The organism is Actinoplanes sp. TFC3 (assembly GCF_001553785.1).
In the GTDB taxonomy this organism is placed as follows: Bacteria; Actinomycetota; Actinomycetes; order Mycobacteriales; family Micromonosporaceae; genus Actinoplanes.
The window spans coordinates 150125-169466 of sequence record NZ_LOJP01000014.1; the positions used below are offsets into that span (position 1 = coordinate 150125).

At 72.9% G+C, this 19342-nt stretch carries 11 protein-coding genes and 1 pseudogene; 4 read left to right on the plus strand and 8 right to left on the minus strand.

Annotated features, from left to right (window positions below):
* The first annotated feature begins 40 nt into the window (after positions 1-40).
* Positions 41-874: a Cof-type HAD-IIB family hydrolase gene (locus tag TFC3_RS34070; RefSeq protein WP_067510513.1), complete on the plus strand. Its 834-nt coding sequence runs from the start codon at positions 41-43 to the stop codon at positions 872-874.
* Here the strand turns inward: TFC3_RS34070 and TFC3_RS34065 are convergent.
* Positions 846-2027 (minus strand): ROK family transcriptional regulator, encoded by a 1182-nt coding sequence (locus TFC3_RS34065; protein WP_067510515.1) that lies wholly within the window; start codon positions 2025-2027, stop codon positions 846-848. The genes TFC3_RS34070 and TFC3_RS34065 overlap by 29 nt on opposite strands.
* 88 nt (positions 2028-2115) lie before the next feature.
* Here TFC3_RS34065 and TFC3_RS34060 point away from each other — a divergent pair, with 88 nt between their 5' ends.
* Positions 2116-3378: a DUF1479 domain-containing protein gene (locus tag TFC3_RS34060; protein ID WP_236718632.1), complete on the plus strand. Its 1263-nt coding sequence runs from the start codon at positions 2116-2118 to the stop codon at positions 3376-3378.
* Between the two features lie 141 nt (positions 3379-3519).
* On the opposite strand, the gene TFC3_RS34055 is transcribed toward TFC3_RS34060, so the two are convergent.
* The 5 genes from TFC3_RS34055 to TFC3_RS34035 all read right to left on the minus strand — a co-directional run bounded on the left by TFC3_RS34055 (position 3520) and on the right by TFC3_RS34035 (position 16649).
* A complete protein-coding gene (locus tag TFC3_RS34055) occupies positions 3520-13956 on the minus strand; it encodes a hypothetical protein (RefSeq protein WP_153040635.1) in 10437 nt (3478 codons plus the stop codon).
* A 112-nt stretch (positions 13957-14068) separates the two neighbouring features.
* The gene (locus TFC3_RS34050; protein WP_067510381.1) at positions 14069-14809 is read right to left on the minus strand and encodes an energy-coupling factor ABC transporter ATP-binding protein; all 741 of its coding nucleotides are present in this window, start codon (positions 14807-14809) and stop codon (positions 14069-14071) included.
* Positions 14806-15561 (minus strand): cobalt ECF transporter T component CbiQ, encoded by a 756-nt coding sequence (gene cbiQ / locus TFC3_RS34045; RefSeq protein WP_067510379.1) that lies wholly within the window; start codon positions 15559-15561, stop codon positions 14806-14808. Before cbiQ ends, TFC3_RS34050 begins: the two co-directional genes overlap by 4 nt.
* Positions 15562-15939, minus strand: coding sequence for a PDGLE domain-containing protein (locus TFC3_RS34040; protein ID WP_067510377.1), 378 nt, complete (start codon positions 15937-15939; stop codon positions 15562-15564).
* Positions 15936-16649, minus strand: a complete 714-nt coding sequence (locus TFC3_RS34035) for an energy-coupling factor ABC transporter permease (RefSeq protein WP_067510375.1) — start codon at positions 16647-16649, stop codon at positions 15936-15938. The genes TFC3_RS34040 and TFC3_RS34035 overlap by 4 nt, the downstream gene beginning before the upstream one ends.
* A 105-nt stretch (positions 16650-16754) precedes the next feature.
* Between TFC3_RS34035 and TFC3_RS34030 the strand changes: the two genes are divergently transcribed.
* Positions 16755-17171, plus strand: coding sequence for a VOC family protein (locus TFC3_RS34030; RefSeq protein WP_067510373.1), 417 nt, complete (start codon positions 16755-16757; stop codon positions 17169-17171).
* A gap of 180 nt (positions 17172-17351) precedes the next feature.
* The gene (locus TFC3_RS34025; RefSeq protein WP_067510371.1) at positions 17352-17726 is read left to right on the plus strand and encodes a VOC family protein; all 375 of its coding nucleotides are present in this window, start codon (positions 17352-17354) and stop codon (positions 17724-17726) included.
* Positions 17727-17791: 65 nt separating this feature from the next.
* Here the strand turns inward: TFC3_RS34025 and TFC3_RS34020 are convergent, their stop codons facing one another.
* A complete protein-coding gene (locus tag TFC3_RS34020; RefSeq protein ID WP_067510370.1) occupies positions 17792-18649 on the minus strand; it encodes a helix-hairpin-helix domain-containing protein in 858 nt (285 codons plus the stop codon).
* Positions 18650-19044: 395 nt separating this feature from the next.
* Positions 19045-19342, minus strand: a pseudogene (locus tag TFC3_RS38375) (hypothetical protein); the annotation flags it as partial.

Genomic DNA, 19342 nt, shown 5'->3' on the forward strand with positions numbered 1-19342 from the left:
GCCTGCAAGCCTGCCCCGGACGCCGGATAGCGTGCCACGTATGACGGCTTCGGTTCAGGCGGCGCTCGATCTGCGGCTCGTGGTAGCGGATATGGACGGCACGCTGCTCGACGAGCACGGGCAGGTCCCGGACGGGCTGTGGCCGTTGCTGGCGGACATGCGGGCCCGGGGAGTCCTGTTCGTGCCGGCCAGCGGGCGCCAGTACGCGACGCTGCACCGCGAGTTCGCCCACGCCGCCGAGGGGATGCCGTTCATCGCCGAGAACGGCTCGTACGTGGTCCGCGACGGCGTGGAGATCAGTTCCGATCCCCTCGATGGCGCGTTCGTCCGGGAGGTGCTGGTGGCCCTGGACGAACTGGCCGCGGACGGGCCGGACCTCGGCGTGGTGGTGTGCGGCAAGCGGTCGGCGTACGTGTCCCGCACCGACGACGCGTTCCTGGGCGAGGCCCGCAAGTACTACGCCGCCCTCGAGGTGGTTTGCGACCTGGCGGCCGTCGACGACGAGATCCTCAAGGTCGCCGTGTACGACTTCGGCAACGCCGAGCAGCAGACCGCGCCGCACCTGAGCCGCTTGCGCTCGGACAAGAACCGCGTGGTGGTCTCCGGGGTGCACTGGATCGACTTGATGAGCGCGACCGCCGACAAGGGCGCGGCGGTGCGGGCCCTGCAGTCGGCGCTGGGCATCACACCGGCGCAGACCGCGGCGTTCGGCGACTACCTCAACGACCTGGAGATGCTCGACGCCGCCGAATGGTCGTTCGCGATGGCCGACGCCCATCCGGAGGTGGCGCGGCGGGCGCGCTTCCAGGCGCCTTCGCATCGGGAGTACGGCGTGGTCACCACCCTCACGCGCCTGCTGGCCCAGCAAGCCTGACCCACCGGTCACCGGCCTGGCTCAGCGGCCCGGCATCGGCGGCGGGGCCCGGGGGCTGACTGGCAGTGATGATGGCGGTGCGCAGGCGGGTTATGGCGTCGGTGCGGGCTCCGGTCAGGGACGGTTCGGCCGTCACGGTGGCCGCGTGCAGGGGGCCCGGGCGGGGCTGGCGGGCGACCACCGCGCTGACAGCGTCGAGGATGGCCGGGTGCGGGCCCCAGGAGCCGCCGAGGATCACTTCGGCCGGGTCGGTGAGCGCCACCACCGCCGCCACCACCCCGGCCACGGCGCGGGCGATCAGCGAGCGGGTGGCCGAGGCGTCCGGGTCGTCACCGGTGACCGCGGCCAGCAGCCGGGCGGTGTCGATGGCGGTCGAACCGGGCAGGCGCAGGCCGAGTTCGCCGAACACCTGAATGAAGCCGGTGGCGTCGCCGTTCGGGCCGGTGGTCACCAGGTGGGCGAGTTCGCCGGCCAGGCCGCCGTGACCGCGCCGCACCTCGCCGTCGCTGACCACCGCGCCGCCCAGGCCCACGCCCAGGTGCAGGTAAGCGAAGTCGGTGCGCCCCTCGGTGGCGTCGCGTTCGGCGCGGGCGGCCCAGTTGACGTCGTTGTCGACGGTGATCGGACCGGCGACGTACGGTGACAGCACCGCCACCGGATCGAGGTCGCCGAGCAGGAACGGGGCGTCGGGCATCTTGCGCAGGCGCCCGGTACGCCGGTCCACCGGGTCGGCGGCGCTGACCACCGCCAGCCGGGGCAGCGGTCCGGCAAGCGCGGTCAGCTCGTGCAGCGCCGCGGCGACCGCTTCGGGCTCGGTGGGGGTGCGCAGCGGACGCCGGGCGCGGGCCACCGTGTCGCCGTAGGCGTCGACCTGTTCGGCCACCGCGCCGGAGGGGCCGATGCTGACGGCCAGCGCGGTGCCGGCGTCCGGGGTGAGGGCGTAGTAGGAGCCCACCCGGCCCTTGCCGCGCCCGCCGGGGGTGCGTTCGCCGGTGTCGGCGAGCAGGCCGGCGGCGCTCAGACGGCGCACGCTTTCGCCCGCTGTGGGCTTGGAGATGCCGGTGTGCGCGGCGAGCTCGGCGCGGGTCAGGCGGCGGTGCTGCATGAGGGCACGCAGCACGGTCTCGTCGGTCATCGAGCGGGCCAGGTCCACCTGCCAATTCTAGTCAGGGGACTTGCTTTGTATGGGGAGGGTCCGTACGTTGCTCAAGTAAGGGAGCCTGACTTGAAAGGTTGACATGATGACGCTGCCGCATTGGGAGAGCCCGCCGGACGACCTCGGGGCGGCGATCCGCGAGGTCAAGACCGCTCTACGGGCCCGGATCGCGAGCTCCGGCCGTACCGTCGACGAGGTCTTCACGGTCGTCGAGGGCCGCATCGATGCAGCGGTCGAACAGGTCGAGGCGGCCAAGGCCCGCGGGGAAGAGGTGTGGCCCGTCATCCGGTACGACGACATCGCCGCCGGCACCGTGAGCAGCGAGCAATTCGACCTGGTGCGGCGGCGTGGCTGTCTGGTCGTGCGGGGCCATTTCGAGCGCGAGCAGGCGCTGGGCTGGGACCGCGACATCGTGCGGTACGTGGAAGGCAACCGGTTCTTCGAAAACTACCGCGGCCCCGGCGACGACTTCTTCGGCAGCGTGGGCTCCAAGCCCGAGATCTACCCGATCTACTGGTCGCCGGCGCAGATGCAGGCCCGCCAGAGCGAGCGGATGGCTGCCGTCCAGGCCTTCCTCAACAGCCAGTGGAAGCACGAGTCCGGGGGCACCACCTGGTTCGACCCCCAGCGCGACTCGCTGTACCCCGACCGCATCCGGCGCCGGCCCGAGGGCGCCGACTCCGGCGGGCTGGGCACCCACCTGGACCCCGGCACGCTGGACCTGTGGCTGACCTCGGCCTACCAGAAGGCGTTCCGGCACCTCTTCGACGGCTCGGTCGAGCAGTACGACCCCTGGGACCCCGCCTACCGCACCGCCGGACCGCAGTACCCGGGCAGCACCATGTGCTCGGCGTTCCGCACGTTCCAGGGCTGGACGGCGCTGTCGGACATGGACCACGACCAGGGCGTGCTGCACACCGTGCCCATCCCCGAGGCGATGGCGTACCTGATGCTGCGCCCGCTGCTGAGCGACGTGCCGGACGACGACATGTGCGGGGTCACCGTCAACCAGGTGTTCCCGGCCAACGAGAAGTGGCATCCGCTGCTGATGCGCGCCCTCACCGGCATCCCGGACGTCAAGGCAGGCGACTCGGTGTGGTGGCACGCCGACATGATCCACAGCGTGGCGCCGGTGACGAACCAGCGCGGCTGGGGCAACGTCATGTACATCCCGGCAGCACCGTGGTGCCCGCGCAACGAGCGGTACGCCGCCGAGGTGCGTGAGGCCTTCCGCACCGGCTCCAGCCCCAGCGACTTCCCCGAGGAACACTACGAACGCGACTGGGCGGACCGTTTCCAGCCGGCCGACCTGAACGAAACCGGCCGGCACGGGCTGGGCCTGTCCTGAGCGCCCGGCCCGTTTCAAGCGCCCGGCCCGTTTCAAGCGCCCGGCCCGTTTCAAGCGGCCGGCCCGTTTCAAGCGCCCGGCCCGTTTCAAGCGCCCGGCCCGTTTCAAGCGCCCGGCCCGTTTCAAGCGGCCGGTCCAGCGCTAGGGGCGAGGCCGGGTGCGGCGGTTGCGGGCGGCGATGCGCGCCGCCCCACCACCGATGATCATCAGCACGGCGAGCAGGATCAGGCCGGTCAGGTCCTGGCCGGTCTTGGCCAGGTTGTCGCTACCACCCGAGCCGCCGTTATCCCCATTGCCCCCGTTTCCATCATCACCGGACTTGTCGGAATCGTCCGCATCGCTGGGGTCGCTGGTGGAGGGTGAACCGGCAACTGTCAGCTGAGCCGTAGCCGTGTTGTTGACGACGTTACCCTCGGCGCTGGTCGTGCTGATCATGACGTTCACCGGGTACGTACCCGCCTTCGCGGTCTTCGCGATCGCCAGGTACAGCCACAGCTCGCTGTTCGACCCGACCGAGGCATCCGGCCCGGTGCACGTCACCGTGTTGGCGTCCGCGTCCGGCGCCGGCTCGCAGTCGATGTCGACGGTGCCGGCCGACGTGGCGGCCGCGGTGAACTCCGCCGCCGAGGCGTCCAGCAGCACCGCCGCGTTGGTCAGCGTCGTGTTCGCCGGCGGGTCGATCAGGAACGTGACATCCGCGGCGCTCTGCGAGCCGTTGTTGCTGTACGGCAACCGCAGCAGCACCGTCGCACCCTTGGCGCCGGAGGGCCTGGGGTTGCTGTAGCTGATGTCCAGGTCCACCGTCGCCTTGCTGACCACCAGGCTCGGTAGCGCCAGGTCGGTGTCCGAGCCGCACGTACCGCTGGCGTCGCCGTCGAAGCACCCGCCGCTGATCGTCGAACCGGGCGTCGCGCCGCCCCCGATCACCAGCGGCAGATCGAGGTCGGTGCTCTCGCCCGCCGCCAGCGACACCGTGCACGTCACGATGCTCGCCGTCGCGCCCTCGGCGCAGCGGTCCGGCAGCGTGCCGTGTGTCGTGCCGGGGGGCAGCACGAACGTCGCGGTGTACGGGTCGGCATCCAGCGGCCCGCTGTTGGTCAACGTGATCGGCAGCACCGTGGTCTGACCGGGTGCCGGCTTGAGGATGGACGGTGCGCCGGCCGTGGCCGTCACCGTGTAGCCGACCGCCGAGGTGGTCACCAGCACGCCGCCGGCCGAGCGGAAGTCGCTGGGGTTGGCGTTGTTGCTCAGCTTGACCCCGGTGACGTTCCAGGTCGTGGCGGTGGCGACCGTCGCGGCCACGCTGACCGCGATCTGCACGGTGGCATCGGTGCCGGCGATCAGCGCGTCGACCGCGCAGGTGATGGCCGTGGCGGAGACCGGGCAGCCGGTGCCCCCGATGCTGGCGCCGTCGACGGTCAGGCCGGCCGGCAGGGTGCCCAGCGGGACGGTCAGCGTCAGCGCCGACTCGTCGACGGCGGTGCTGAGAGTGATCGTGGCGGTGCCGGACCGCCCGGCCGCGATGGTGCCGGGGGCCAGCGTCACGTCGGTGGTCTCGCTGACCGGCCGGTCGGCGGCCTGGCTGACCACGGTGGCCGAGCCGCCACACACCCCGGATGCGCCCGCGATGCTCACGCAGCCGTTGCCGACCGGGTCCTGGTCCTGCGCGGCCGCCGACACCTGCACCGGGATGGTCCACGTCTTCGCGGCGCCCACGGCCTGGTCGAAGCGGCAGGTCAGCGCGGTGGTGCCGCTCGGGCTGCAGTCGATCGCGGCCTGGCCCGAGAGCGCGCCGAACGTGCTGTTGGTGGGCGCGGACACGGTGGCGGTCACGCCGGTGGCGTCCGACGGGCCGGGGTTGCTGAGCGTGACGGCCATCGAGGTCAGCTCGCCCGGATCGAGGTTGCCGGTCGGACCGGTGACCGTGGCGGTGAGCGCGGAGACCGGGGCGCCGGTGGTGGCCAGGGTGCCGCTGCCGGTGACGCTTTCGGTGCCCGAGGTCAGCGTGATGCCGCTCGCGATCCAGGCGACCCCGGCGCGCAGGGCGGGCGTGGCGGTGACGCTCAGCGAGATGACGTCGGTGCTACCGGCGGCCAGGGTGACGCCGCTGCAGGTGATCGCCGAGCTGGTCCGCGTACAGGTGGATCCGGCGGGACCACCGAATCCCGTGACCGTCAGTCCGGCGGGCAGAGCTGCGAGCGGGAGCGAGACCGTGGCGCCGGTGACGGCTGCGCTGCTGGTTGCGCGGACCACAGCATTGCCGGTACGTCCAGGAGTGACCGTTGCGCCTGCCACGCTTACCCGCACCCGCCCGCTCAGCGGCGTACCCAACTCGATCGGCGGGACCGGGCTGTCGCAGGTGCCGTCGCTGTCGGTGTCCACGCAGCCGCCGCCCAGCGCAGTGCCCGGGTCGGCGGTCGCGGACACGGTGACCGGCAGCGTGAACTGCAGCGAAGCGGCCGCGGCCACATCAACCGTGCACGTGGCCGTGGTACCCGCCGCGTCCACCGAGCAGTAGTCCACCGGCGGCGTGCCGAACGTGGTGCTTCCCGGCGCGGTGAAGGTGAGCCGGTGCGCCAGCGCGTTGGACGGCCCGCTGTTGCGGACAGTCACAGCCAGGGTGCCGGTGCCGCCGGGCTGGACCGTACCGGCGGCCGGGGGCACGACCGTCACGGTCAGCGTCGAGGTCGCGGTGCCCACGGTGGCCGCGGTGACGGTGCGGGTGACCCTGGCGGCGGCCTGCGAGATCGCCACGGCCGGGGACCAGGCCGCGCCCGGCGTCGCGTTCGCGGTGGCCGACAGCGACAAAGCGATGCCGGTGCTCGCCCCGGCCGCGAGGGTGACGCCCGAGCACGTGACGTCGGTGGTGCCGATGACGCAGTCCGTACCGCCCTGGCGGGCCGCGGTGACGCTGAGACCGGCGGGCAGATCCGCGAACGGGATCGTGACGTCCAGGCCGCTGCGCGCATCGGCCGAGGCGACGGTGACGGTGGCTGTGCCGGTACGTCCCGGGGTGATCGCGGCGTTGCCGGCGATGACGGTCAGCGCCTGTCCCAGCGTGCGGCGCAACGCGATGCCCGGCAGCGGGTCGTCGCCGGTGCCGCAGGTGTTGTCGCCGGAGCGGTCCAGGCACCCGCCGCCCAGCGTGGTGACCGGGTCGGCGGTGGCCGCCACCAGCACCGGAATCGACCAGATCAGCGGTTGTGCGCTCGCGGCGAGGTCGAAGCGGCAGTCCAGCCGGGTGTCGCCGGCCGGGGTGCAGTTCGTCGCGGCCTGCCCGGTGAGCGTGCCGAACGTGGTGCTCTGCGGCGCGAGCACGCTGGTGGTGACCCCGGTGGCGTCGGAGGGCCCGGCGTTGCGCACGGTAACGGTGAGCGTGGTGGTGGCGCCCGGCTCGGTGGTCCCGGCGGTGGTGCCCAGCGCGTATGAAACCGGCGCGACCGGCGTCCCGGTGCTGATCAGCGTGCCGGTGGCCGAGGTGCTCCGGCCGTCGGAGCTGCGCAGGGTCACCTGCGGCGCCCAGGTGATCCCGGCGGGCAGGTTCGCCGCCGCGGTGGCGGTGACCGCGATGACCCGGTGCTGCCCGGCGGCCAGGTCCACGCCGGTGCACGAGATCGCGGTGCCGCTGATCGTGCACACCGAGCCGTCGGGGCCGGTGACCCTTGTGATCGTCAGGCCAGCCGGTACGGCGGTGGCCGCGACGGTGGCGGTCAGCCCGGTGATCGCCCGGTCGGCGTCGACCACAACGTAACCGGTGGTGGCCGCCCCACCCGGTACGGCGGTGCCTGCTTCGGTGCTGACCCGCGCGTCGGCGCTCAGCGGCGAGGCCAGCACGATCGGCGGGAAGTAGCCGTCCGGCGGGGAGGTGCAGTCGCCGTCGAGGTTGAGGTCGGCGCACCCGTCGTCCAGCGGGCTGTCCGGGTCGGCGGTACCCGGCACCAGCAGCGTGAGGGTGAACTCGCGGTCCCCGGCGGGCAGGTCGGCGGTGCAGTCGACCAGCGCGGCGGTGCCCGTGCAGAACGTGGCTGCCGGGACGCCCAGCGGGCCGAAGGTGGTGCCGGTGGGCGCCTTGAACTGCACCCGGGCCTGGCGGTACAGCGAGGGTCCGTCGTTGGTCAGGGTGACCGCGAGTTCGCCGGTGCCGCCGGGCAGCAGCGTTCCGGGCGCCGGGACCTCCACGTCCACGCTCAGCGGGTGCACCGGCGCGCCGATCGTGGCGGTGGCCGGGCTGCGGTCGACGGTTTCACCGCCGCCGGTGATGGTGACCGCCGGGGTCCACCCGGCCGGGTCGGCGTCGGCGGCGGCGCTCAGGGCCAGCGGGACGGCGAAGGTGCCGCCGGCCGCGATGCCGACGCCGGTGCAGGTGACCGCGCCGGTCGTCACGGTGCAGGCCGGGCCCGCGCCGGTGATGCTCAGCCCGGCGGGCAGGGTGGTGGTGTCCACTGCGACGCTCAACCCGGTGCGTTCCTGGGTGGCGGCGACGCGCAGGTTGGCCGTACCGGTGGCGCCGGGGGTGATCGACGGGTTGCCGGCGCTGACCGTGAGCACCGAGCCCAGCGGCGCGCGCAGCGAGATGTCGGGCAGCACGAGGTCGTTGGTGCCGCCGCACGCGTTGTCGCCGTCCAGGTCGGCGCAGCCACCGGTGATCGCCACCGAGGCGTCGGCGCCGGCCGGGATCTGCACCGGCAGCGTCCACACGACCGGGTCGGCGGTCGCCGGCAGGGTGAGCCGGCAGCTCAGCGTGGTACTGGTGGTGGCGGTGCAGCTCCGCGCGGCCGGGCCGGCGAGGTCACCGAACGTGGTGCCGCTGGGCGCGGTCACGGCGACCGGGGCGTCGGTGGCATCCGACGGGCCGGTGTTGCCCAGGGTGAGCGTCACGTCGGCGGTTCCACCGGGCAGCACCGTCCCGGCGTCCGGGCCGCTGGCCGAGCCGGTCAGCGTGTACGCGGCCGGGCCGGTGCGTAGCAGCACGCCGCTGCCGGTGGCGGTGCCGCCGCCCGGGTTGCTCGCGGTGATGCCGGTCGCCGTCCACGTCTGCCCAGCGGCCGCCGCCGCGGTGACCGACAGCGGGATGGCCACCCGGGCGGCGCTGCCGGCGGCGAGGTCCACGCCGGTGCAGCGGATCGCGGTGGCGTCGCTGGTGCAGGTGCCGCTGGGCGCCACGCTGGGGGTGCCGACGATGACCTCGCCGGGCCGGTCGGCGAGCGGGATGACGATGCTCAGGCCGCTCTGCTGCGGGTCGGTGCCCACCACGACGCGGGCCACCCGGGTGCGGCCCGGGGTGACGGTGACCGGGTCGGTGCTGATGGTGACCTGCTGGGTGAACGGGGTGGCCAGCTCGAGACCGGGAATTGGCTGGTCGGCCGGTTCGGCGCAGGCGCCGTCGTTGTTCAGGTCGACGCAGCCGCCGGTGAGCGGCTGGCCCGGGTCGGCGGTGGCGCTCACCCTCAGCGGCACGTCCAACCGGCGGGGCGTGTCATCCGCAGCGAGCGGGAAGGTGCAGGTCAGCCGGGTGCCACCGGCGTTCGCGGTGCACACCTGGGAAGTCGGGGCGCTCAGTGAGCCCAGGGTGGCGCCGGTGGGCACGTCGATGCCGATGGTGGCGGCGGCCAGGTCGGACGGACCGAGGTTGTCCACGTCGACGCGCAGGGTGCCGGTGCCGCCTGGCAGGATCGCCGGGTCGGGGGCGGTGGTGGTCGCGGCGAGGGTGGCCTGCGGCGCGCCGACCCGGGCGAGCTGGGGGTCGCCGGTCAGCTGGTTGTCGCTGCCGGCGTCGGCCACGACCCCCGTGGCGGTCCAGGCGGTGCCGGGGGACGCGGCGGCGGTCGCCCGTACGCGCAGGGTCACCCCGGCGGTCTGCTGGTCGGTGACGTCGAGCCCGGTGCACACGATCTGGCCCGGAAAGGCGGTGCAGGCGGCGTCGGCGGGTGTGACGCTCAGCGAGGCGGGCACCGAGGCGAGCGGGATGGTCAGCCTCAGGTTGCTCAGGTCGCCGTGCAGCGCCTTGATGCCCACGGTGGCGGTGTCCTCGGTGCCGGGGGCGGGCGCTGCGCTGGTGGTGACCAGTTGCGCGCGCCGGGCGAAGGGCACCTTCAGCACGATCGGGTCGATGCTCCTGTCTCCGGTGCCCGAGCAGCCGGCGCTGCCCGACAGGTTGACGCAGCCGCCGGTCAGCGCGGTGAACGGGTCGGCGCCCGCGGCCACCACCAGGGACAGCGCCAGGTCGGGCGTGCTGGTCCCGGCCGGCAGGCTGACGGTGCAGGTCACCGACAGCGCGTCCCCGGCGACCTGGCAGCGACTCGCCGCGTCCCCGGTGAGCGTGCCGAACGTGGTGTCGTGCGGTGCGGTGACGGTGAACGCGCGCCCGGTGGCATCCGACGGCCCGGCGTTGGCCGCGACCACGGTCAGGGTGGTGGTGTCCCCGGCCGGGACGGTGCCGTCGGCCGGGCCGGTCACGGTGGCGGTGACGGCGGTGACGGGTGCACCCGCTGCAGCGATCGCGCCGTTCGCGGTGACGTTGTCGGTGCCGTCGGTCACCGAGATGCCGGTGGCGGTCCAGGTCAGCGGTGGCACCACTGCCGAGTCCAGCGCCACCTGCACGATCACGTCCTTGCGTACCCCGGCGGTGAGGTCCACGCCGGAGCAGGTGATGTCGGTGGCGCTGGTCGAGCAGGAACCGCCGTCGACGAGAGCGCCTGGGGCGGTGAACCCGGCCGGCAACTGGCTCAGCGGGATGCTCACGGTCAGCCCGCTGACCGGCCGGTTGGCCCGCAGGGTGACGCGCCCGGTGCCGGACTCGCCGGGCACGACCGTGCCCGCGTCGGTGCCGATGGTGATGATCTGGCTCAGCGGGGTGGCCAGCCAGATGTCGGTGACGGCCGGGTCGCCGGACCCGCACACGCCGTCGGCGTCCAGGTCGATGCACCCGCCGGTCAGCCGCTGGCTGGGGTCGGCGCCCGCGTCGATGGTGAACGGGAACGCGAAGTCCAGCGGTGCGCCCGCCGCGGTCAGGTTGAACGTGCAGGTCGCTCGGGTCGCGGTGACCAGGCTGCAGGCGGCGTCGGCGGGCGTGCCGAGCGTCGCGCCGGTCGGGGCGAGCACCCCGATGGTGGCGGCGGTGGCATCGGAGGGTCCGAGGTTGTCCACCTGTACGCCCAGGGTGCCGCTCTGCCCCGGCTCCAGCGTCCCCTGGTCGGGCACGGTCACCGTGGCGCGCAGCGTGTACTCGGCAGCGCCAATGGTGGCGAGCTGCTCCGACGCCGTGATCGACTCGCTGCCCTTGGCGACCGTGATGCCGGCCGCCGTCCAGGAGGTGCCCTGGGCCGCGTCCGAGGCGGCGTGCACGGTGATGGCGATGGCGGCGCTGGCGCCGTTCCCGACCGCGACGTCGCTGCACACGATCTGGCCCCCCAGCACCGGGCACGCCGAGCCGCCCACCGTGGCCCGGCTGACCGTCACCCCGCTCGGCAGCGCCAGCGGCACCGTGATGGTCAACCCGCTGAGGTCACCGTGCACCGCGTTGACGTTCAGCGTCGCGGCGTCGTCGTCGCCAGGCGTCACCGTGGCCGGGGCCGCAGTCACCGTTACCTGCTGGGCGAACGGCACCTTGAGCTCGATCGGGTCGAACCGCACGTCGGGTGCGCCCCCGCAGGAGCCGTTGTTGTCCAGGTCCACGCAGCCGCCGCCGAGCGGGGTGTTGACGTCCGCGCCGGCCGGGATGTTCACCGGCAGCACGAGCTGCGGTGTGCTGACCCCGGCGGCCAGCGTGACCGTGCAGGCGGCGCTGGTGGAGTCCGCGGACAGCCGGCACGCGGTGGCCGATTCCCCGGCGAGCGGGGCGAACGTGGTGCCGGCCGGGGCCAGCACGCCGAACGGGGCGGCGGGCGCGTCCGAGGGCCCGGCGTTGCTGACGGTCAGCGCCAGGCTGGTGGTCTGCCCCGGCTCGACGGTGTTGTCGGCCGGCCCGCTGACCTCGGCGGTCAGCTGGTACACCGGGGTGCCCGCGCTGGCCAGCGCGCCGCTGGTGCTCAGCTGCTCCCCGCTGTCGGACACGGTCAGCGGGCTGACGGTCCAGGTGGCCGGCGGGGTCACCGCGGACGCCAGCGCCACCGGCACATCGATGGTGGCCGCGCGGCCCGCGCTCAGCCGCACCCCGGTGCAGGTCAGCGCGGCGGATCCGGCGGTGCACGACGACCCGGCCGGGCTGGTGGCGGTGCTCGCGGTGAACCCGGCCGGCAGGCCGGTGAGCGGGATCGTGACCGTCAGGTCGTCCTCGTCCTGGGTCGAGGTCAGGGTCACCACGCCGGTGTCCGAACGGCCCGGGACGACGGTGGCGGGGGTGGTGGTGACGGTGAGCCGGTTGGCGATGGGCGTGCGCAGCTGGATCGAAGGCAGCGCGACGTCGCTCGTACCGGCGCAGTCGGTGTCGTTGTCCAGGCTCACGCACCCGCCGGTCAGCGGGACGGCAGGGTCGGCCGAGGCGGACACGGCCAGCGGGACGCTCAGCGTCACCGCCGGGCCCGCCGCCGGGATGTCCTGGGTGCAGCGCAGCGTGGTGGGGGAGAGCTGGGTGCAGGCCGCGGCAGCCCCGCTCAGCGTGCCGAACGTGGTGCCCTGCGGGGCCACCACCACGAAGCCGGCGCCGCGCGCGTCGGACGGGCCGTTGTCCCTGACGGTGATCGTCATCGTGGCGTTCTGACCGGGGCGCACGGTGCGCGCGGCCGGGCCGGTGGCGCTGGCACCCAGGGTCCAGCGCGGGTCGGCGGTGACGATCGTGCCGGTGACCGTGCCGGTGGAATCCCCGCTCGTTGCGGTGACCGGGGCGTCTGCCGTGGCCGTCCACGGCGCCGTGACCCCGGCACCCAGCGTCACCGGGAGGGACACGGTGATCGAGCCGGTGGCCGGGACGGTGACGCCGGTGCAGCGGATGCCGGCGGTGGTGGTGCAGGTGCCCCCACCGGTCGTGGTGACCGTGCCGGCGGTGTAGCCGGCCGGGGGCGCGGGCAGCGTGATGGTGGTGCCGGTGGCCGGGATGATGCCCAGGTTGGCCACTCTGACCTTCGGCGTTGCCGGGCCGCCGCCGGGGACCGCGGTGGCCGGGGTGATCGAGACGCCGGTGTCGAGGTTGACGTCGGGGTCGCTGACGGTGAGCACCCGGCCCTGCCCGCTGATCGCGGTGCCGTTGAGCGTGGCCTGCATGCCGGTCACGGTCCAGGTGGTGCCCGGCGCGGTGGTCGTGGTGGCCGCGGCCCGCACGGCGATGGTGGCGCTGCCGCCGCCCGGGACGGTGACCCCGGAACAGGAGATCGCGGTGGCGTCCACCGAGCACGCGGTGCCGCCGACGGTCGCCGAGGCGATCGAGACCCCGGCTGGCTTACCCGCCAGCGGGATGCTCACCGTGGTGGTGGCATCCGACGGGCCGTCGTTGTTCACGGTGATCGTGGTGGTGGTGGCCTTGCCCGCGGCCACCGTCATCGGGTCGGCAGTGATCGAGCCGCCGGTGCTGCGCGCGGGCTGGCGGGTGACCAGGGTGCCGCCGCCGGTCACGCTGATCGTGGTGCCGGTGACGCCGCTGATCGGCGTGCTCACCGCGGTGATGGTTCCGGCCGCCGGGGCCCAGTTCGCCGCCGAGCCGGCCGAGGAGGCCAGCGCGACGGGCAGCGACACGACCGCGTTGCCGCCGCCCGGCACGGTCACCGCGGTGCAGATGACGTGGGTGGTGCTGGTCGTGCAGGTGCCGCCGCCGGTGACGGTGGGCGTGCCCAGCGTGTAGCCGGTGGGCGGCAACGGAATGCGGATCGTGGTGGCCGGCGCCGCGATGTCGCCGGTGTTGGTGACGGTGACCTTCGGGGTGCCGTTCTCGCCCGGGGCCAGCGCGGCGGCGGCCAGGTTCACCGCGCCGAGCTTCACGATGCCCGAGCACTTGGATTCGCCCACAATCACCGAGCCGTTGACCACCGGGCCCTCTTCGAGCAGGCTCAGGTCGATCGCCCGCACGGTGTAGTCCAGCCGCCCGCTCGCGGCGTTGTACGCGGCAATCCGCTTGTCGATAATGGCGTTCAGCACGCCGGGCAACCCGATCGCCAGGTTGACGTCCGGGTTGACGTTCGCCCCGGCCAGCGTCAGGTTGGCGACGTCGGTGGTCGTCGCGATCGTGGAAGCCGACATGGTGCAACTGGTGCTGACTGCGCCCACGTTGAGCAGGCCCAGCACGCTGAGCCCGGCGGTGCCCGCGGTGGCCGTGGCACCCCCGGTGACCGGGCCGGCCGACGCGGTGACCGCTGCGAGGTTGAGCACGCTGGAAATCGTGGCGCCCGCGACGCTGGCGGTGCTGGCGGCGCCGCCGGTGGAGGTCGACCAGGTCTTGGCGGGGTCCGGCTGGTTGATGGTGACCGGCGCCACGCCGCCCAGCACGTTGACCGCGATGCGCGCCCCCTGCGCGCTCACGCTCACCGGCCCCACATCGGCATACGCGGCTAATGGCGGGCCCGCCAGCGCGGCGACCAGCAGTGTCGCGGTGGCCGCCGCCACCTTTTTCATCGTCCCGGAACCCAGCGGCCGGGAAGCCCTCGTTGCCACGAGCGAACCCTAGAACGGACTTATGCGAGCAGTCCTCAGTTTCCGGATTTTACGGACACCTGGCCGATGCGGGGTGCACCTTGCCGGCGCGGGCACCCGGCGGTGGCGGGCGCTATGGGCGTACCGGATGAAAGCCGTAGGGAAGCTCCAGGCGGTGGGCATGCAGCAAGGTCTCATCGGCCAGGATCTGCGGGGTTGGGCCGTCCGCGACGATCAGGCCGCCATCGAGAATGACCGAGCGGGGGCAGAGCTGCATCGCGTACGGCAAATCGTGCGTCACCATCAGCACGGTCACCGGCAGCCGCTCGAGGATCTCGGCCAGTTCGCGCCGGCTCGCCGGGTCCAGGTTGGACGACGGCTCGTCGAGCACCAGCAGCTCGGGGCGCATCGCCAGCACCGTGGCCACGGCAACCCTGCGGCGCTGACCGAACGACAGGTGGTGCGGCACCTGATCGCGGTGTGCGGCCATCCCCACCGCCTCGAGCGCCTCGTCCACCCGCGCCTGCAGCTCGGCACCGCGCATCCCCAGGTTCGCCGGTCCGAACGCGACATCCTCGGCCACTGTGGGCATGAACAGCTGATCATCGGGGTCCTGGAAGACGATCCCGACCCGGCGGCGGATCTCGGCGAGCCGGGCGCGGTCACGGGCCTCGACGCGCAACCCTCCGACCTCGACCGTGCCCGCACCGCCGTGCAGCACACCGTTGAGGTGCAGCACCAGCGTGGTCTTGCCGGCGCCGTTCGGGCCCAGCAGCGCCACCCGGTCGCCGTCACCCACCTCGAGGTTCACGCCGCGCAACGCGACGCTGCCATCGGGGTAGGCAAACGTCAGGTCCTTGATGGACAGGCTCAACTGGCCATCACCGCAATGGCCGCGGCCGCCACGGGCAACGCCGCCGACTGCACCCACTGGCGGGGCGTGGCCTTGTCGCGCCCCGCGCGCGGCAGCCGCCCGTCGTAGCCGCGCGACACCATCGCCAGATACACCCGTTCACCTCGTTCGTAGGCCCGCAGGAACAGTGACCCGACGCTCACCGCGAACGCCTTGACCTGCCACAGGAACCTCGGATCGTAGCCGCGTGAGAGCCGGGCGACGCGCATGCGCCGCGCGTCGTCGGCCAGGATGTCGAGGTAGCGCAGCATGAACGTGGCGATCTGGGTGAAAACGGCGGGGCAGCGCAGCCGGTCCAGCCCGAGGATGAGGTCACGCATCGTGGTCGACGCGGCCAGCAACAGCGAGGCGACCACGCCCAGGGTGCCCTTGGCGAAAATGTTCCAGGCGCCGTACAGCCCGTCGACCGACAGCGACATGCCCAGCCACGTCACCCGCTCGCCATGCCCGGCGAACGGCAGGGCGATCGCCAGCAGCACCAACGGCAGTTCGATGGAGGCGCGCTTCAGAAGCCAATTTCCCGGTACGCGGGCCACGGCCGCCACGACCGCCAGCAGCACCGCGTAGCCGCCGAACGCCCAGAACTCCTCGCGTGGCGTGGCCACCACGACGATCGTGAACAGCAGCGTGGCCGCGATCTTGACCTCGGGGGCGAGCCGGTGCACCGGGCTGGGCCGGTCGAGATGCAGCGGATGCGCGTGCCCGGCGCCCACTCAGACCCCGGCCTTCTCGCTGCGGTCCAGCCCGGCGGCTTTGGTGCCGCGCCGGCGCGCCAGCCAGAACACCCCGCCGCCGATGCCAAAGGTGATCAGCACGCCCAGCACCCCGGACAGCCCGGTCGACAGGTACGGGTTGTCGATGCCCTTGATGCCGTAGCCGGCCAGGGGGCTGCCGGCCATCTGGTGGTTTTTCTCCTGCTGGGCCATGCAGGTGCCGCCGGTGATCTCGCCGTCGGCGTTGACCGTGCAGCCCTCGCGGGCCGTGGCGTCCAGGCCGTCCGGGCTGCCCGAGGCGAAGTTGCTGACCACCCCGGCCAGCAGCAGCGCGATCAGCAGGCCGCCGGCCAGGAACCAGCCGAGTCGCTTGCTCATGCCGCGGGCTCCTTCACGGGAACGGGCTTGGGCGCCGGGGCGGCCGGGCGGAAACGGCGCAGCGCGTACACCAGGTCGGGGCGCACCCGGGCCACTGTCGCCACGGTGGTGGCGGCGATCAGGCCCTCCCCGATGCCGATCAGCACGTGCACCCCGGCCATCGTGCCGGAGACGGTGGCGAGCGAGAGGTGGGTGGTGCCGCCCAGCCAGTACTCGAACACGAAGCCCTGCGAGGCCAGCACGACCCCGATGACCGAGGCGACGAACGCGGTGGCGCCGACGCCGGCCGGGGTCTTCGGGAGCAGGCGCATGAGCGCGGCGACCAGCAGGTAACCTGCGGCCGTGCCGATCAGAGCCATGTTCGTGATGTTGAGACCCAGCGCGGTGAGCCCGCCGTCGGCGAACAGCAGGCACTGCACGATCAGCACGGTCGACACGCACAGCGCGCCCACCCACGGGCCGACCAGCACCACGGCCAGCGCGCCGCCCAGCAGGTGCCCCGAGACGCCCGGCAGGACCTGGAAGTTGAGCATCTGCACGGCAAAGATGAAGGCCGCGACCAGCCCGGCCATCGGGGCGAGGCGGTCGTCGAGGTCCGCCCGGGCCCGCCACACGCAGAACGCGAGCGCCAGCGCGGCGAACACAGCAAACATCGCCGAGACCGGCCCGTCCACGATCCCGTTGGCGATGTGCATCGCCTGTACCTGCATCGATTCCTCCCCAGGAACGCGCTCGTTCCCGCAGCATATGGCGCTACTGTTGTTGTTGCATAGTATTGGCAACTACGTCACATGCGTACGGCACAATGACGTCCCATGCGGACCCAGGTGACCTTTGACTGCGCAGATCCCCACGCCCAGGCCCAATTTTGGGCAGCCGTGCTCGGGTGTGTCGTGGAAGATCACTCGGCGCTGGTCGACCAGCTCGTGGCCTCGGGCCGCATGCCCGCCGAGGACCGCGTGCAGATCGGGGGTCGCCCGGCCTTCCGCGAGGTGGCAGCGGTCAGCGACCCCGCCGGCACGGAACCCCGGCTGTACTTCCAGCGCGTGCCCGAGGGCAAGACCGTGAAGAACCGCGTGCACCTGGACATCCACGTACCCGACGAGAAGAAGACCGACGAGGTGGAACGGCTGATCGGGCTGGGGGCGTCGCTGTTCGAGGCGCACAGTGACCGGGGACCGTTGACGTACGTGCTGCGCGACCCCGAGGGCAACGAGTTCTGCCTGCACTGAAGTGGCTGTGCTAACCTCCGGGTGCGCCCCAGATGGGCCTACCCCCGGAGGTTCTGGCTTCTTCAGCCGCCACGCACAGTGCGTGGAATTTCCGGGTGCGTGGCATCCGGGTCTTTTCCGTGGTTGGGGTCGCTGTGAGCGTCCGGCCGGGTTCTTTCACCGACCGGGAAGACGGTACGCATGCCAGTCCGCTTCAACCACACCATCATCGCCGCCAAGGACAAAGCCGTTTCGGCGCAGTTCTACCGTGACCTGTTCGAGCTGCCGGAAGCCCCGTCGTGGGGCCTGTTCCTCAACGTGCAACTCGACGAGGGAGTCCTGCTGCAGTTCGCCGAGCCGCCGGTGGATATCCAGATGCAGCACTACGCGTTCCTGGTCGACGACGACCTGTTCGACCGCTGCCTGGCCACCATCGCCGGGCGGGGCATCACCTACTGGGCGGACCCCCAGATGAAACGACCCGGTGAGGTGAACGCCGAGCACGGCGGCCAGGGCTTCTACTTCAAGGACCCCGCCGGCCACGCGATCGAGATCATCAGCCGGCCGTACCTCTGAGGTGGTGCAGCCCCGGACCTCTCATCGGTCCGGGGCTGCACCTCGGTGAGCTCTGTTCGTTGCGGCTATTTCGTTGCGGCCAGGGCCTGGGCGCGTTCGGGCCAGAAGGCGATGGTCGGCGCGAGGCGCATCCCGGCCGCGGTGATGGTCGCCTTGAGCGTGCCCACGTCAGCAGCGGCCAGCTCCTCGAACGTGGTGATGCCACCGGCCGCGAGAGCCATGGCCATCTTCGGCCCGATGCCCGCGATCCTGGTCAGGTCGTCCGGCTCATGCGTGAGCACGGGGTGCGGCTCGACGCTGAGAGCGGCTTGCGGGGCGATGGCCGCGGGTTGGTTCCCGTCGGGGCTGGTGGCCTGCGCCGGGATGAACGGCGCTGCGGTGGTCGTGACGGGCTTCGGGGCCACTGGCTCGAGGGAGACGGCTGTGGGTTCGGGGGCCTGCGCGACCGGGATCGGCTCGGGCCTCGGCTCGCTCACGGGTACGGGCTCTCGGTCCTGCACCTCGGCGGCGCGCTCTGCCTCCGCGGCCCGTTCCTTTTCGGCGGCGCGCTGCGCCTCCGCGGCTTGTTCCGCTTCTGCCGCGCGCCGCGCTTCCGCGGCCCGCTCTTGCGCGGCCTGCTCTGCTTCCGCGACGCGCCGTTCCTCGGCCTCGCGCTGTTCCTCGGCCTCGCGCTCCACTTCCGCGACGCGCCGTTCCTCGGCCTCGCGCTGTTCCTCGGCCTCGCGCTCCACTTCCGCGGCGCGCTCTTCCTGGGCGGCGCGTTCCGCTTCGGCGGCGCGTTCTTCCTCGGCCGCGCGCTCGCCTTCCGCTGCGCCTTCCGCTTCCGGGTCCCGCTCCCCATCAACGGAATCCGCCACGGCCACCGCGCCCTGCTCCACCGCAACGCCCGGCTCCGCCGCAACGCCCCGCACCGGCGCAGCCACAGCAGCCGGCGCACCACCTGATTCGGAGCCAGCAGACGTGCCCGAGGCGGAGGGGACCGGCCGGGCGGCAGGGGCGGGTCGGGCGCCGCGGGCGAACCAGCCGGCTATCCCCCCGACCACGAGCCCGCCGACGAGGAAGAGAAACGGTTGCACGGCTTGCCTCCGGACGGCTACGGGTGCTTGATGTAGCGCGCATCATAGGGGAGCGTCGCTGCATCGCCGTCCCCGGCCTCGGGGTGCGGCGGTCCGGGTGCCCGGGAAGTCCGGTTCGCTCGCCGGTCTGCCGACATGGTGGCCCTGGACAGCAAGCGGCCACTTGGGCTTGTCCTGAGCCCGCGTCCGCCTCGAGAACGGCCGGTGTGGACGCCCGATGGCGTCGGCATCCCGCGCCGGCGTCAGGAGACGGTCAGTGCGGATACCCCGGCCGCTGCGTCGACGTCCACCCGGTCAGCCGCATCATCCCAGGCCAGCGAGGTGAACGTACCCCCAGCAGCCACGCCTTCATGGGTTTTGCCGGCCAGCACCACCTGCCCGGCCCCGCGCGCCACCCGCACGCGCACCGGCACAGCGTGCGAGGTTCGCACCTCCAGCAAACTCGCCCCGCCCGACATGCGCACGGTCAAAGTCCCGTCCGGCGGCGGCAACGCCACGCTGATCCGGCTCGCGCCCCCGGTCAGCGCCACCACCCCGACC

Bases quoted from the DNA above. Each gene is read 5' to 3' on its own strand.
- TFC3_RS34030 (WP_067510373.1), top strand. From the start codon at position 16,755: ATGCGGACCCAGGTGACCTTTGACTGCGCAGATCCCCACGCCCAGGCC.
- TFC3_RS34040 (WP_067510377.1), bottom strand. From the start codon at position 15,939: ATGAGCAAGCGACTCGGCTGGTTCCTGGCCGGCGGCCTGCTGATCGCG.
- TFC3_RS34060 (WP_236718632.1), top strand. From the start codon at position 2,116: ATGACGCTGCCGCATTGGGAGAGCCCGCCGGACGACCTCGGGGCGGCG.
- TFC3_RS34025 (WP_067510371.1), top strand. From the start codon at position 17,352: ATGCCAGTCCGCTTCAACCACACCATCATCGCCGCCAAGGACAAAGCC.
- TFC3_RS34070 (WP_067510513.1), top strand. From the start codon at position 41: ATGACGGCTTCGGTTCAGGCGGCGCTCGATCTGCGGCTCGTGGTAGCG.
- TFC3_RS34035 (WP_067510375.1), bottom strand. From the start codon at position 16,649: ATGCAGGTACAGGCGATGCACATCGCCAACGGGATCGTGGACGGGCCG.